The sequence below is a fragment of the uncultured Parabacteroides sp. genome (genome assembly GCF_905196875.1).
Classification (GTDB): domain Bacteria; phylum Bacteroidota; class Bacteroidia; order Bacteroidales; family Tannerellaceae; genus Parabacteroides.
In genome coordinates this window covers 45,506-61,515 of sequence record NZ_CAJJWO010000005.1, presented here as the reverse complement: position 1 = coordinate 61,515, position 16,010 = coordinate 45,506, and the positions used below count along the sequence as shown (strand labels likewise).

The 16,010-nt window shown below is 43.1% G+C and carries 11 protein-coding genes; 6 read left to right on the top strand and 5 right to left on the bottom strand.

The window, feature by feature from the left end:
• Nucleotides 1-43 precede the first annotated feature (43 nt).
• The 5 genes from QZ076_RS03135 to QZ076_RS03115 form a co-directional block, all read right to left on the bottom strand.
• Entirely contained in the window at nucleotides 44-1,192 is a 1,149-nt protein-coding gene (locus QZ076_RS03135; RefSeq protein WP_293710279.1) for a glycerate kinase, read from the bottom strand.
• Nucleotides 1,193-1,277: 85 nt separating this feature from the next.
• Nucleotides 1,278-4,643 (bottom strand): preprotein translocase subunit SecA, encoded by a 3,366-nt coding sequence (gene secA, locus QZ076_RS03130; RefSeq protein WP_293710278.1) that lies wholly within the window; start codon nucleotides 4,641-4,643, stop codon nucleotides 1,278-1,280.
• A 112-nt stretch (nucleotides 4,644-4,755) separates the two neighbouring features.
• Complete coding sequence (locus tag QZ076_RS03125) at nucleotides 4,756-6,345, bottom strand: alkaline phosphatase family protein (RefSeq protein WP_293710276.1); 1,590 nt, start codon at nucleotides 6,343-6,345, stop codon at nucleotides 4,756-4,758.
• Between the two features lie 16 nt (nucleotides 6,346-6,361).
• Entirely contained in the window at nucleotides 6,362-7,543 is a 1,182-nt protein-coding gene (locus tag QZ076_RS03120; protein ID WP_293710274.1) for a DUF4105 domain-containing protein, read from the bottom strand.
• 135 nt (nucleotides 7,544-7,678) lie between these two features.
• A complete protein-coding gene (locus tag QZ076_RS03115; RefSeq protein ID WP_075556531.1) occupies nucleotides 7,679-7,921 on the bottom strand; it encodes a GlsB/YeaQ/YmgE family stress response membrane protein in 243 nt (80 codons plus the stop codon).
• A gap of 450 nt (nucleotides 7,922-8,371) precedes the next feature.
• Here QZ076_RS03115 and QZ076_RS03110 point away from each other — a divergent pair, with 450 nt between their 5' ends.
• The 6 genes from QZ076_RS03110 to QZ076_RS03085 all read left to right on the top strand — a co-directional run bounded on the left by QZ076_RS03110 (nucleotide 8,372) and on the right by QZ076_RS03085 (nucleotide 15,934).
• On the top strand, nucleotides 8,372-9,100 hold the full coding sequence (locus QZ076_RS03110; RefSeq protein ID WP_293710272.1) for a type III pantothenate kinase: 729 nt from the start codon (nucleotides 8,372-8,374) through the stop codon (nucleotides 9,098-9,100).
• Nucleotides 9,087-10,373: a hypothetical protein gene (locus QZ076_RS03105; RefSeq protein ID WP_293710270.1), complete on the top strand. Its 1,287-nt coding sequence runs from the start codon at nucleotides 9,087-9,089 to the stop codon at nucleotides 10,371-10,373. The genes QZ076_RS03110 and QZ076_RS03105 overlap by 14 nt, the downstream gene beginning before the upstream one ends.
• A gap of 31 nt (nucleotides 10,374-10,404) precedes the next feature.
• The gene (locus QZ076_RS03100; RefSeq protein WP_293710268.1) at nucleotides 10,405-11,769 is read left to right on the top strand and encodes a hypothetical protein; all 1,365 of its coding nucleotides are present in this window, start codon (nucleotides 10,405-10,407) and stop codon (nucleotides 11,767-11,769) included.
• Nucleotides 11,770-11,771: 2 nt separating this feature from the next.
• Nucleotides 11,772-12,440, top strand: coding sequence for an LPS export ABC transporter periplasmic protein LptC (gene lptC / locus QZ076_RS03095; protein ID WP_293710266.1), 669 nt, complete (start codon nucleotides 11,772-11,774; stop codon nucleotides 12,438-12,440).
• A gap of 1 nt (nucleotide 12,441) precedes the next feature.
• Entirely contained in the window at nucleotides 12,442-13,698 is a 1,257-nt protein-coding gene (locus QZ076_RS03090; protein ID WP_293710264.1) for a hemolysin family protein, read from the top strand.
• Nucleotides 13,699-13,795: 97 nt separating this feature from the next.
• Entirely contained in the window at nucleotides 13,796-15,934 is a 2,139-nt protein-coding gene (locus QZ076_RS03085) for a SurA N-terminal domain-containing protein (protein ID WP_293710262.1), read from the top strand.
• Nucleotides 15,935-16,010 lie beyond the last annotated feature (76 nt).

Below are 16,010 nucleotides of genomic sequence, written 5' to 3'. Positions count from 1 at the left end.
GTACGGAAAAATCTGACTTTATGCTGCTAAAGAATGCTTTTTATTACTTTTTGACAAAAGAAGTAAGTGCGTAACAGATCTGTTCGATGGTTCGGCGGATATTTCGGTAGGCGTAGTCGGGCTGCATCGCCTTTTCAAGGGAAATGGGAGTCGGATGTATGGGAAAGATGGCGGACAGACCGGCTTCCCGTAATTCCTTGTCTGCCGTAATATCCAATTGTCCGGCGATAGCGATCACGGGGATATGTTGAGAGGCGGCTGTACGGGCAATGCCGATGGGGACTTTACCGAATAAGGTCTGCCGGTCTATCTTTCCTTCTCCGGTGATCACCAGATCCGCTCCACGGATAATCTCATCGAAATGGAGATAGTCCATAATAAGTTCGATACCGGAAGATATATTGGCTTGCAGAAAAGCCACGCATCCGCCTCCCATGCCACCGCCGGCTCCTGCTCCGGGCAGGAGGCCGATATCTTTCCCGGTCGTTTCGAGAATAAGACCGGCCAAGTGTTTCATACCTTTATCCAGTATCTCTATTTGTTCTTCATCGCCTCCTTTTTGCGGACCGAATATATGGGCCGCCCCCTGCGAGCCGTAAAAGGGATTGGTTACATCGGTCGCTATGTGGAAAGTGCAATCCTGCAATTCTGCCAGTTGATATCGTGTATCTATCGACCGGATGGCAGAAAGACTTTTTCCTCCTTTTTCCACTTCATTTCCGGTTTCGTCGGTAAATCGAACTCCCAATGCCTGCATCATACCTATTCCGGCATCGTTCGTGGCACTGCCGCCTACACCGATAATGAAGTTACGGCAGCCTCTCTTGATCGCATCGGCTATCATTTCGCCTGTTCCATAGGTTGTTGTATGCATGATATTGCCCGGTTTCTGAGGGATCAGGGAGAGTCCGCCGGCAGCCGACATTTCGATGATTGCCGTCTGGCCGTCTCCTGTCATACCGTAACTGGCCCGGATCGGTTGCATCAAAGGGTTGTGTACCGGTAGGGTTATTATTGTACCATGAGTGGCATCTACCAGTGCTTCTACGGTTCCTTCGCCGCCATCGGCTACAGGAACTTTAATCACTTCGCATCCGGGCAGGGCACTCAGTATCCCTTCTTCTACAGCCTCCGCGATGGAGGAGGAGGAAAGGCATCCCTTAAAAGAGTCCACGGCAATAACTATTTTCATTTCCTGTTCGTTTGAGGGGGTAAAGATACAAAAAAGGGCAGCTTTTTTACGGCTGCCCTTTCCTTTTCTGTTATCCTGTCAGGTATTATAAACCTTGTCCATGACAGTTTTTGTACTTCTTACCGCTTCCGCAAGGACAAAGATCGTTACGGCCTACTCGTTTTTCGGCACGAACCGGTTCTTGTCTGGGTTGTTGCGGGGCGCGTTCTTCCGGATCATTGTTTCCGCTGATATCCGTTTTCTCCGTACGGTAACGGCTCATGTCCTGACGCTGTTCAGGAGCGGCCTGTCTTACTTCGATACGCTGACGTTCGGCAGCTGCTGCGGCAGCCTGTTGTTGAGCCATCGCCTGTTTCTGTTCTTCAGTCGGTTCTTCGCGAACAGGGATCTGACCGCGCATCAGGATAGAGGCGGTCTTACGGTTCATCGTGTCGACCATCATCTTGAACAGGTTGTATGATTCCAACTTGTAGATCAACAACGGGTCTTTGTTTTCGTAGCTTGCATTCTGAACGGAATGACGCAGTTCGTCCATTTCACGCAGGTGTTCTTTCCATGCTTCATCGATAGTATGCAGAACGATCGATTTCTGGAATGCTTTCGTGATCGCTTTACTTTCTGTTTCGTATGCCTCTTTCAGGTTACATGAAACGTTGTACATGCGTTTTCCGTCTGTTACCGGGATCATGATATTTTCGTACATTGCTCCCTGGTGTTCGTAGACCTGCTTGATAACCGGGTTGGCTACCTGGGTCATACGTTCCATGCGGCGTTTGAATGTCTGCAAAGCCGTGTCGAACAGTTTGTCTGCCAACTGGGAAGCTTTCATACTCTTGAATTCTTCTTCGGTGAACGGACTTTCGATGGCGAATGTCTTGAACAATTCCAGTTTGAATCCTTCATAGTCCAGACCGTCCGAATGCTGCTCGGCGATTGCGTTGGAAGTATCGTAGATCGTGTTCAATACGTCCAGACCGATACGTTCTCCCATCAGGGCGTGACGGCGGCGGGTGTAGATCACGTTACGTTGTGAGTTCATTACGTCGTCGTATTCCAGCAAACGTTTACGGATACCGAAGTTGTTTTCTTCCACCTTCTTCTGTGCACGTTCGACAGATTTGCTCAGCATATTGTGTTCCAGTACTTCACCTTCCTTGAAGCCCAGTTTGTCCATCAGTCCGGCAATCTTATCGGAAGCGAATAGACGCATCAGGTTATCTTCCAATGATACGTAGAATACGGAAGAACCCGGGTCACCCTGACGTCCTGCACGACCACGCAGCTGGCGGTCTACACGACGGCTTTCGTGACGTTCCGTACCGAGGATAGCCAAACCGCCTGCGGCTTTCACTTCGGCCGATAGCTTGATGTCGGTACCACGACCGGCCATGTTGGTTGCGATGGTAACTGTTCCGCTCTGACCTGCCAATGATACGATCTCGGCCTCACGCTGGTGTAACTTCGCATTCAATACGTTATGTTTGATCTTACGCAAGGTAAGCATACGGCTTAACAATTCGGAGATTTCGACAGAGGTCGTACCTACCAGTACCGGGCGTCCGGCTTCGACCAATGCACTGATCTCTTCGATAACAGCGGCGTACTTTTCGCGTTTGGTCTTGTAGATACGGTCGTTCATATCGTTACGGGCGATCGGACGGTTGGTCGGGATTACCACTACATCCAGTTTATAGATATCCCAGAACTCGCCTGCTTCCGTTTCGGCTGTACCGGTCATACCCGACAGCTTGTGATACATACGGAAATAGTTCTGGAGAGTGATAGTTGCGAATGTCTGCGTGGCAGCTTCAACCTTAACACCTTCCTTGGCCTCGATAGCCTGGTGTAAACCGTCTGAGTAACGACGACCATCCATGATACGTCCGGTCTGTTCGTCGACGATCATAACCTTGTTATCCATCACTACGTATTCATCGTCTTTTTCAAACAATGTATAGGCTTTCAACAACTGGTTGATCGTATGTACGCGTTCGCTCTTTACGGAATAGTTGGCAAGGATTTCGTCTTTCTTAGCCTGCTTTTCTTCTTCTGTGCCCTGGAAGTTTTCCAACTGTGACAGTTCGGAAGTGATATCCGGCAATACGAAGAAGGTAGTGTCATCCGAGTTACCAGTCAGCAAGTCGATACCTTTATCAGACAGTTCGATGCTGTTGTTTTTTTCGTCGATCACGAAATACAGTTCGTCGGTTGCTTCGTGCATGTGACGCATGTTTTCAGACATGAAGTATTCTTCAGTCTTCAACATCTGGGCTTTTACACCCTGTTCGCTCAGGAATTTGATCAGCGCTTTGTTACGCGGATATCCCTTGAATGAACGATATAATTGGATAGATCCTTCTTCTACTTCTTTCGGGTCGCTGCTGGCCATCTTTTTCTTGGCTTCGATCAGCAATTTTGAACACAGGTCTTTCTGTGCGTTTACAACCACTTCCACGTTCGGACGGAACTGCTCGAATAATTGTTCTTCGCCACGGGGGATCGGACCGGAAATGATTAACGGAGTACGGGCATCATCGATCAATACGGAGTCGACCTCATCGACGATGGCGTAGTTATGTTTGCGTTGTACCAGGTCGTTCGGGCTGATCGCCATATTATCACGCAGGTAGTCGAAACCGAATTCGTTGTTTGTACCGAAGGTGATGTCTGCATTGTAAGCCGCGCGGCGTGCATCCGAGTTAGGCTGGTGTTTGTCGATACAATCTACGGAAAGTCCGTGGAACATATAAAGCGGCCCCATCCATTCCGAGTCACGTTTTGACAGGTAGTCGTTCACGGTTACTACATGTACACCGTTACGGGTCAAAGCGTTCAGGAATACCGGGAGGGTTGCCACCAATGTTTTACCTTCACCGGTTGCCATTTCTGCGATCTTACCTTTGTGAAGAACGACACCACCGAACAACTGAACGTCGTAGTGAACCATGTCCCAGGTAATTTCGTTACCACCGGCTTTCCAGTGATTCAGAAAGATTGCTTTATCGTCTTCGATACGTACGAAATCATATTTGGTTGCCAGGTCGCGGTCGAAGTCTGTTGCCGTAACGACAACTTCTTCATTTTCTGTAAAACGACGGGCTGTTTCTTTCATGATAGAGAATACTTCCGGCAGCGATTCTTCCAGAACTTCTTCCATCTTATCGGTAATAGCCTTTTCAATTTTATCTACTTCGGCCCAGATAGCTTCACGTTCTTCCAGCTCTTTATCGTCGATACCTTTACGAAGCTCTTCAACCTGAGCACGTTCGGCAGCTACATAATCCTGAATACGTTGTTTGATTTCATCTGTTTTCGCTCTCAGTTCGTCGTTCGAGAGAGCTTTGATTGACGGATATACGGCCTTGATCTTATCCACGTATGGAGTAATTTCTTTAAGGTCTCGCTGCGACTTGTTGCCGAACAGCTTCGTCATAATTTCATTAAATCCCATGATATATATTAATTTATTTTATTTCGTAAAGTGTTTATTTGTTGACAATCGGGTTTAGTTGATCACCGGAATGATATTGTCTTATCAAATTCCATGCCAAACTAAAAAACTGTCATTTCTTGGTTGTCAACTCCCAAAGAGGCAGACTCTGGGACGCATTCGGTGGCCGTATCCTCAGCACATGGGTTACCGTAGGGGCTACCTCTGTGGCTTTCACTTCACGGTAGATATGTTCCGGTTTGAGACCGTTACCCATAAATACCAATGGGGTAATTACTGCGTTATTACGAATTATTTTAACTTTTTCTTTCGGATTGTCGTTGTTGATGATCCAGCCGGGCTGCAATTCGATGATCAGGTCGCCGCGTTTCAGGTGGTGGGTTCCCTGGCGGAACTTGGCAGTTCCTTCATTCCATTCGCCGGTACGCAGGGCATTGTCGGTGGTAACATGCTGTACACCGCTGAATTCCATCAGGAATTCGGCCGCCTTGTCCTGTATGGTCGACAGATCGAGTTTAGCATCTTCAATAGCTTTGCGGTTCAGATATATTTGGTTGTTGTAGAACCCTTTCACCCAACTGCTTTGCTGCCCGTACATGGCCATCAGGTACATATTCAACAGGGCTACGCAACGTTTCGGGTGGAATTCACCGCCATTGATAAGCAAACCGTCGGCATATTCCTCTTCGCTTGTATAATAACCGGAACCTGTAAATACGACCAGTGTATTGGCCAGGCCTATCTTTTTATCGATGGCATCGAGCAATTGCTCCAGATCTTTATCCAGTTGATAGTAAGTATCCTGTATTTCACGGGTGTAGTCTTTGCTCATCGTTCCCTTATAATTACCGGCATAGTAAGTAACCGATAGCATGTCCGGACAACTTCGCGTACCGAATGCACCATATTCAAGGAACTGCAGGGCCAACCTGTTTATTTCCTTATTAATGAAAGGCGTTGTTTTCAGCTTCGGAAAACAATCTTGCGTCTTTTCATTAAAGGTATATTTGAAAGGAATTTCGTCGAGTACATAAGGGAAAGCATTATACTTTTCCATTGGGAGGGCCGGAGTCCAAATCATCTTATCCAGCCGTGCGGATAACGATTCCGGTCCGTTGTTATAGCGGTCTACATACCACGGGATTCCTTTATAATAGGTCGTCGTAGCCCATTTACCGTTCAGATCGTCCATCCAGAAAGCGCCGTTTGCTGCATGACCCGCCGAAAGGATTGCACTTTCTGCGTCCGGGGCAATGGAGTAGACATCGCTTCTGCCTTTGGAGGCTATTTTCAGTTCGTCCCCGATTGTGGAACTGAACATTTTTTTAGGAGAGTAATTCTCGCGGGTATAGTTTCCCAAATAATCGGCATCGTAAAGGACGGAGACTTCTTTGTCCTTTTCAAAATCGTAGTATTTACCGCCGCTGACACCGCTGAAGCAGGGGTTGCTTCCGGTGAATAGGGTGGCAAAAGCACTCGCCTGGTCGATATTGGAGAATTCGAATTTGATATTGTTATATACCAAACCTTCGTTCATCAACCGTTTGAAGCCGCGTTCGCCGAATGTGTTGTAAAAATATTCTACATAATCGCCCCTCAGTTGATCGACGGTAATGCAAACCACTAACTTTGGGGTACGTTGTTGTGCCTCCAGGTTAGTGACTACCAGGATCGCGATAAGCGACGTTATTATTTTTCTCATTCGATTGTCCATATCTTCAATTGTGCATCCGCCCTCTGTAAACACCGAATCCTGAACGTAGCCAAAGGGTGGCGACAAGCGGAATAAAGGCTATATTTAAATGCTGTGGGATGAAATACCAACCCGCCAACAATAGCGTAAGCGCCGCAAAGTTAATAAAATGATAATAATATGCAGCCTTTCCGAACTTTTTTACTGCAAACAAAATAACAGCAACCAGATCGAATGGTTGCAACCATACGATCGACCAATTAGGCCAGATACAGGGATGAGTCGATATAAAACAAAGGAAAAACAACACCGTACCTGCCACACCTGCAAGCAGAAAGAGGATGAAATCCACCAGGCGGAAATATGTTTTTTTCTTCCATTCGATATAGGTTGTAAACAGTACCAACAGGAAAATAAGTATGCTGCAAAACATAGGAGTGAACCACTCTTTTCCTTCCTGATCGTCGCCTGTCAGTTCTTCAGCCAGGCGAATGGTCGACTTAACCAGCTTTCTTTCGGTTCCATCCGGATTGACGATCGTTGCCTTTTCGAATTCGTCTTTCAGATATACAGGCAGGAACATCATTTCGTGTGGAGTGGCTACCCGGTCTGTCGGGCTTCCGAGTGCCAGGTCGCATCCGAAAGTAAGCCATGGATTGCTACGCGTACAGTAATTAATAAGGTCGCGGAATGTCTGCGGCTTGGGAGGATTGTTATATTTTACTTTCCCATTCACCTGTTCTTCTACGATTGCAACCGGACGAGTGGCGCAGTTGTCGAAAAAGAAATTGTACCGGTAAACGGCATTCTCAGGCTGTGCGTTGGTGATCAGCGCATTCCATATTTTATTGATCTCTTCTGGGGTGAGGTTCAGAACCTGTTCGGTTACTTCGCTTCCCCGCATCTGATATTCTATTATATAATGTGAGAAATTGTACGCAGCCAGCTTGTAATCTGTTTCCCCTTTCGTGAAACGATAGATGAAATTGGGTTTTGAGAAGTCGAAAATACCATAGTTGAATACAACATCGAGCTTATGCAAAGTATCTATAACTCGTATGGCTGTATGTCCATATAAAGTATATACTTCATCATTGGATGGAGCTGCCGTCAATATGCTGATCTGCGCTTCATCACTTAATCTGTTTTGTGCTTTTGCCGGGATCAGCAAAAGGAACAGGAAAAGCAGAAGCAAACTTTTTTTCATACGATATTTGTTTTACCGCACAAAGGTAGAGCTATTTTTTTAATTGACAATTGGTAACGGTCAATTGACGGTTATTTCATTACAGGTTATATTAATGCTGTACGAAATCCCCGCCAATTGTCTTTTTCTGCCTATCTAAGATCTTTTGAATAGCGAAACGATCCATAATAAAACGATTGCACCGATTGTGGACATGACCAGACTGCCGATCACTCCGTTTACACTGAGTCCGAGCAGGCCGAATATCCATCCGCCTAATACACCGCCTATAATACCTACTATCAGGTTTACTATCAACCCGAATCCACTCCCTTTCAATATCTTCCCGGCCAGAAAACCTGCCAGGATACCGATAATAATCGAACCTATAATTCCCATACTTTTTATTTTATTAGTTTTGTAGATAGAACAAGCGAGCGGCAGGCTTTGTTTTCCTATCTCCTGTAGATATAAAACAACCATCATGAGCCTGAAGCGGACTGTTTAGGATGAAAATTTGCCCGGATGCCTATGTTTTCTTTGTTTGACCTGTGTCGAACAACTGTCTGACCCGGCTCGAACAGCTGTCCCACAGGTGTCAGACAGCTGTCCGACCTTTGTCGAACGAATATTTCTCCACGAGGTAGGGAATATTTCTTCACAGGTTGGTCGGAATAGAATGCGGGAAGTTCGGTTTTTGATCGGGTAGAGTATTTTCGGGATTGTACTCTTTTTTTTAGTTTATCTTTATTGAAAGAGGCGGACTCTCAAAGAAATTTAGCAGGTTATTCTCTGGTTATGCATGTTATTTCATCAATTTTGTTTTTCTTTGCGGAAAATTTCAGTCACGTGAATTTAATTATAGAACAAGGAAACACCTCTTCAAAAGTTGCGGTATACAACGGATGGCATATGGAAACCTCCTTTGTGTACAAGAAATTCGATGTTGATGAATTGGAGTCTCTCTTTGGGAAATACGATTTTAAACATGGAATATTGTCGACTGTCATAGGCAAAAACGAAGAGCTGAACGATTACCTCCGGGGAAAACTTCGGCGCTTTATCTTTCTGGATGAAACAGTAAAGTTACCTATTACGGTTCAATATGAAACGCCCGAAACATTGGGGAAAGACCGGTTGGCTGCGGCTGTCGGGGCTAATTACCTGAAGCCGGGAAAAGACCTGCTGGTCATCGATGCTGGCACAGCAATTACTTATGAATTGATCGAAGCTTCAGGCACTTTTCTGGGGGGGAATATCTCTCCGGGAATGACTACCCGTTTCAAGGCTTTGAACTTTTATACAAAAAAACTACCTTTGGTGGCGGAAAAGGAGGAGATCCCTCTTATGGGCACCAGTACTGAGAGTGCTATTCAAGCAGGAGTAGTAAATGGTATTGTTTACGAGATGGATGGATACATCGAGATGTTACGGATAAAATATCCTAACCTTTTGGTTTTTTTAACAGGCGGTCATTCGTTTTATTTTGAAAGACGGCTAAAAAACTCCATCTTTGCAGACATTAATTTAGTGTTGACAGGATTAAACAGAATCTTAGAGTATAATGTTGAAGATTAATAAGCTACTAATAGCAAGCATTCTTATATTTACGCAGTTGTCGCTAGCGGCACAAAATAACACTAACTCGCCCTATACCCGTTTTGGGTATGGTGAATTAGCGGATCGTTCATTCGGAGCCGGACGGGCTATGGGGGGCGTTGGTGTCGGACTGAGATCGCCGAAACAGATAAACCCGATGAACCCGGCGTCTTACAGCTGTATGGATTCGTTGACATTTCTTTTTGATTTTGGTGCATCCGGCCAGCTTTCATGGTTCGATGACGGAATCAATAAGCAAAATAATGTGAATGGAAATGTAGAGTATATCGCTTTGCAGTTCCCAATACATAAACGTTTAGCCATGAGTGTCGGGCTTTTACCTTATTCGTATGTAGGGTATAGTTTCGGTGCACAAAGGACCAATGAGGCCAATTTGAATTATGTGGAAACATATAATGGTAGCGGCGGATTAAACGATTTGTATGTAGGATTGTCTATAGATATATGGAAGAAGCGTCTTTCTGTAGGAGCAAATTTCGGATACTTTTTTGGCAATATCAAGCATGAACAGTATTCTATTGTAGGTACCGGAAATACCTACAATGCAAACCGAAGTCAGAATCTGGAAGTGCGGGATTTTAAAATGGATTTCGGAGTGCAGTATACACACCCGATCAGTAAAACTGAAGAGGTGACTCTGGGTTTGACATTTTCACCGAAAAAACGGTTGCATTCAACGTACACTAATACATCTATAAAGTATACCGATAACGGAGCTTCAGAGGTTATCAGTTCCGATACACTGAAAAATCAGGCTTATGATATTCCGAATTCATTCGGTTTCGGTGCATCTTACGTGAAAAAAGATAAATTGACATTGGCTGCGGATGTATTGTATGAAACATGGGGTAAGGCTCATTTCTACAGTTCGGATAATAACTTTAAGAATCGTGTACGTGTTGCTGCCGGGGGTGAGTATATACCGAATGCTCAGAATCGTAATTTTTTCAACCGGGTAAGATATCGTGCAGGTGCTCATTACAGCAACTCTTATTTGATGATAAATAATAAAGATGAAGATCCAGCCTATAAAGGTAACGGGTATAACGAATATGGAGTAAGTGTTGGTATGGGATTGCCGTTGATTGATAACCGTTCTCTGATAAATGTGTCTTTTGAATACACAAAGATTAAGCCCGGAGGTGTGAACATGATTGATGAACAGTATTTCCGTTTTACTGTTAACTACACATTCAACGAAATGTGGTTCTGGAAGAAAAAAGTAGATTAATTTAAATTGCTAACTTAAATTAAAAACAGATATGAAAATAAAGGTATTATTGATTACCGCTGCATGTTCCTTAGGAGCATTTGGCGCTCATGCACAGAAAGGAGTAGATAATGGTACACAGTTCGGTTCTGGTGAAGACAGTATCCGTTGTATTACCAATATCAGCTTGTTCGTTCCTTATGCGAAAGCAGGAAATTTTAAGGACGCTTACGATTTTTGGAAAATTGTATACGATGAATGTCCTGCTGCAACAAAGGATATTTATTTGCATGGTGTAAAGATTATGGCGTGGAAGATCGCCAATGAAAAGGACCCTGCTAAGAAAGCAGCTCTGGTTGATGACCTGATGGCCGTATATGATAAACGTGTGAAATATTTTGGTGACGATAACCGTTACGGAAAAGACTGGATCGTTTCTCGTAAAGCACAGGATTATATCCAGCAGATGGGTGACAAAGCCGATTATAAGAAACTGTACAACTGGTTGGGCGAAATCATTAACGAATATGGTGATAAAACTGAAGCATTAGGCGTTTCTTTATATATGTTCGCATCTTATCAGATGATGGCAGACGATCCTAATCACAAAGGTCAGTATGTAGAAGATTATCTGAAAGCTTCAAAAATACTTGATACTCAATTGCAGGCTGCACAGGCTGCCAACAATGAAAAGGAAGTAAACAACCTGACTACATTCAAAACCAGTGTAAACGGGGCGTTTGCCAACAGTGGTGCTGCCGATTGCGAAACGCTGCAGAATCTGTATGCTCCGAAGGTTGAAGAAAACAAATCGGATCTTGCAGCTTTGAAGGAGATCGTTTCTTTGTTGAGACGTGTTCGTTGCCAGGAAATCGATGCTTTCTTTGCTGCTGCTGCTTATGCTTATGAACTGGAACCAAGTGCTGATGCTGCTATCGGTATTGCGAAACGTGCTGTAAAGAATAAAGAATATGACACAGCTATCAAGTATTTCGAAGAAGCTGCCAATATGGAAACAGACCCTTCTTCAAAAGCTGAAGACTATTATATGATCGCTTTGCTTAATTACGACCAGAAAAGCTATTCAAAAGCAAGAGAATATGCTTTGAAGGCAGCTTCTACCAATTCAAGTTACGGACAGCCTTATATCCTGATCGGACAAATGTATGCTGCAACAGTAAAGACAGTATTCCCGAATGACGGTGTACTGGCAAGAGCTGCCTACAATGCTGCTATCGACAAGTTTGAAAAAGCCAAACAAGTTGATGAAAGTTGTATAGATGAAGCAAACAAATTAATTGGTACCTATCGTGCTCATCTACCTTCAACAGAAGAAATATTTATGCACCCGGATTTGGAAAAGGGTAAACAATTCACTGTTGGTGGTTGGATCGGAGAACGTACAACAATCAGATAATTATGACTGAAACGCGTTTTCTTTGTAAAACGGGAAAATATAGCATAACAACTACCTTTGCGGTGGTTGTTATGCTTCTTTTATTTATGGCATCTTGTGGGAAAGAGAATAAAGAAGTGGTTGAAGTTACATTCGATCCGGAAAATACTTATACTATGAGAACCACTGATGCCACCAGCTTGATCTCCGACTCGGGAATTACTCGTTATCGACTGAATGCGAAGGAGTGGTTGGTCTTTGGTAAGGCTCAGGAGCCTCATTCTTATTTTCCTCAAGGTGTTTATGTGGAAAAATTTGATTCTTTATTTAATGTAGAAGCTAGTGTAAAGGCTGATACTGCTTACTATTGGGACAAGAAGGGATTATATAAACTGATCGGTCACGTGAGTGTATTAAGCCTGGAAGGAAAGAGATTAGATACTTCAATACTGTTTATCGATCAGAAGGAAGATAAAATTCATACGGATGAATATTTTGAGTTGCAGGAAGGAGAGAAGGTTATCACAGGCATCGGTTTTGAGTCTAATCAAAATATGACGAAGTATAAGATATTTAATTCGCAGGGGACTTTTCCTGTAAACGAAACTCCTCGTGATTCGTCGAGAGTGAATGTAGCTTCTGATTCGACGGTTGTGGATGTGGCAAAGGCCGATTCAATAAAAAAAGATTAGTGTGAATGCATTGACGTACATATTAATATCATTAGCTTTCTCAGCTTTTTTTTCAGGAATGGAGATCGCATTTATCTCCTCTAACAAGCTGCGGCACGAACTGGATAAAAAGAATAAAACTATAGCCGGGAAGATACTGGATATCTTTTACCGGAATCCGAACCAGTTTATTTCTACGATGCTGGTCGGCAATAATATTGCATTGGTTGTGTATGGTTTGCAAATGGCAATTATATTGGAGCCATTTATCGCAAGGTTTGTAGACAATGAAGCGCTGATCGTATTCGTACAATCGATTATTTCAACTCTTTTGATTTTATTTACTGGTGAGTTCATTCCCAAAACGATCTTCAAGTTGAATCCCAACTTTTCGCTGAATCTGTTTTCAATACCTCTATACATTATATATATTATCTTATATCCTATATCCAAGTTCTCAGCCCTTGTTTCATATCTGATTTTAAAACTGATAGGAGTAAAGGATGTGTCTGGTTCTACGGCTCGTACGCTGGGTAAGGTGGATCTGGATTTTTTTATACAACAAAGTATCGATGATGCTCCGTCCAATTCGGATATGGATACGGAAGTGAAGATATTTCAGAATGCCCTGGACTTCTCAAATGTGCGGTTGCGCGATTGTATTGTTCCTAGAACAGAGATCGTTGCTTGCGACACAACGGTCAATATAGAGGAACTCCGTTCTAAATTTATTGAGACGGGGTTGTCGAAGATATTGATATATAACGAAAATATAGACGATATCATAGGTTATATCCATTCGTCGGAATTGTTTAAGAATCCGGAAGATTGGACTCAAAATATAAAAGATATTTCCATTGTGCCGGAAACGATGGCTGCGAATAAACTGATGAAGATATTAATGCAGGAAAAGAAAAGCCTGGCTGTCGTGGTAGATGAGTTTGGCGGAACATCCGGTATTGTGACTTTGGAAGACCTTGTGGAAGAGATATTCGGAGAGATTGAAGATGAACACGACATGAAGTCGTACGTTGCCCGAAAGGTGGCGGATGACGAGTATCTTATATCCGGTCGTATGGAGATCGACTCGTTAAATGAGAAGTTTAACCTGGAACTTCCGGAGTCGGACGACTATGTGACGATTGCCGGGTATATTTTACATTTCTATCAAAAATTTCCTAAATTGAATGAATCAATCGTAATTGATAAGTATACGTTCAAAATAATAAAAGTTACAGCTACAAAAATAGAACTTGTGCGAATGAAAGTAGGTGGTTAATGAAAAAAAACAGAATAAAAGATGTAACAAATCCTTTTTTTCGTATCTTCGTGCCCTTAAACTGTAAAATATAAACTTTAAAAATAAATAACGATAAATGGCTACGCTGGAAAAAATCAGAAGCAAAGCAGGACTGCTCGTACTCGTTGTGGGTTTGGCGCTGTTCGCTTTTATCATTGGAGACTTTTTGAACTCCGGTTCTACTTATTTCAGACAAACTCAGGAGAGAGTTGCTAAGGTTGACGGAGAAGTAATTAAAATTCAGGATTATCAGGGACGTATTGATGAAATGACTGAGATGTATAAAATGCAATCAGGTCAGAATAATCTCCCCGAAGAATACATGAATCAGATCCGTCAGTCAGTATTCGATGCGATGGTACAGGAAGTTGTATTGGATGAAGCAACTGATAAATTAGGTATGCAGGTTAGCCCGGAAGAACTGTTCGATATGGTTCAGGGCGAAAACATTTCACCGATGATCCAACAGATGCAGATGTTCGTTAATCCGCAGACCGGACAATTCGACAAAACTGCTTTGTTGAACTTCCTGAAGCAAATAGACGACGATAACATCGCAAACTATCCTGCAGATCAGCAGGCACAGCTGATCCAGGCTCGTAATTTCTGGTTGTTCTGGGAAAAGAACATCAAACGTCAGCGTCTGGAACAAAAATATACAACTTTGTTAAGCAAGGCTGTTTCTGCAAACGTACTGGATGCAAAAGAAGCTTTCAATGATGTTTCAGAAAACTCAGACATCGTATATGCTATGCAGTCGTATGCAAGTATTCCTGATTCAACAGTTGATGTTAGCAAGAGCGAAATTGAAAAGCTGTACAATCAGCGCAAAGAACTTTACAAACAGAAAGAAGGTAAAGTTATTAAATACATCGCTGTTGATATTCGTCCGAGCCAGGAAGACTATGACAAGGCTAGTGCAGATATCGAATCTTTGAAAGAAGAATTCAAGACTTCAGAAAAGGTTGCTGATATTGTAAATGAAAATTCAGAAGTTCCTTATATGGATGCTTTTTTCACTGAAAATGCATTTGATCCGGAAATGAAGCAGTTCGCAACTACTGCTGAAGTAGGTGCTGTTTATGGACCGGTATTCGATAATGACAAATACAGAATGTTTAAGCTGGTTGACAAGACAGTGGCTCCTGACTCAGTAAAAGTAAGTCATATTATGTTGGCTAACACGGGTGACGAAGCTCGTACAACAGTTTTGGCAGATAGCTTGATGAACGTACTGAAAAATGGCGGTGACTTTGCTGAACTGGCCAAACAATTCTCAGCCGACCAGGCTGCCGAAAATGGCGGTGAACTGGGATGGTTTACAGAAATCACTGCACTGAGAGGTGTAAACGAAGATTTCAAGAACGCAGTATTCTCGACTCCGGTGAACAATATTGCAAAAGTTAAATCTCTATACGGAACTCACCTGGTTAAGGTTACAGAAAAAACAAATAATGTGAATAAGTATAAGGTGGCTGATATCGATATGACTGTATCTCCGAGCTCTAAAACTTATAGCAACATTTATAATGAGTTGAATCAGTTCATTTCAAAGAACAGTGACCTGGCTAAGTTGGATGATGCAGCTAAAGAAGCAGGTTATAACCTGATCTCGGGCGTAACTGTAACTGCTGACAACCAGACTTTGGGAAGCATTAAGAATTCTCGTCCGGTAATCCGTTGGGCTTTCCAGAACGATAAAGGTAAAATCTCTGAGATCTTCGAATGTGACGATAAGTTTGTTATTGCAGGTGTTGAAGGTACTTTGAAAGAAGGTTATCGTTCAGTTGCTTCTGTTACTCCGGCTTTGAGAGCTGAAATAGCTGCTCAGAAGAAGGGTGAAAAGATCGCAGCCGATCTGAAAGCTAAAAATCTAACATCTGTTGATGCTTATGCAGATGCAATGGGTTCAAGAGTAGACTCTGTTAAGTTTATTAACTTTGGAACACGTCGTATTGCCGGTATCGGTGTAGAACCGAAAATGAATGCAATGGTTTCTATTGCAGAAGTAGGTCAGTTGAGCGAACCTGTAGTTGGAAACAATGGTGTATATGTATTCAAAGTATATGACAGAAACAAAGATGCTAAAGAATTCAATGAAGCTGAAGAAATCCGCACATTGGATGCTTCTAACGCTTATCGTTTCGGATTCCAGGCTATCCAGTCACTGGTGAACAAAGCAGAAATAGAAGATAACCGCGTACGTTTCTTCTAATTTGAAATAAAGATAATAAAAGGAAATAACTATACCTTTAATAGAAAGCTGCCGGACTTATTCAGAAAAGTCCGGC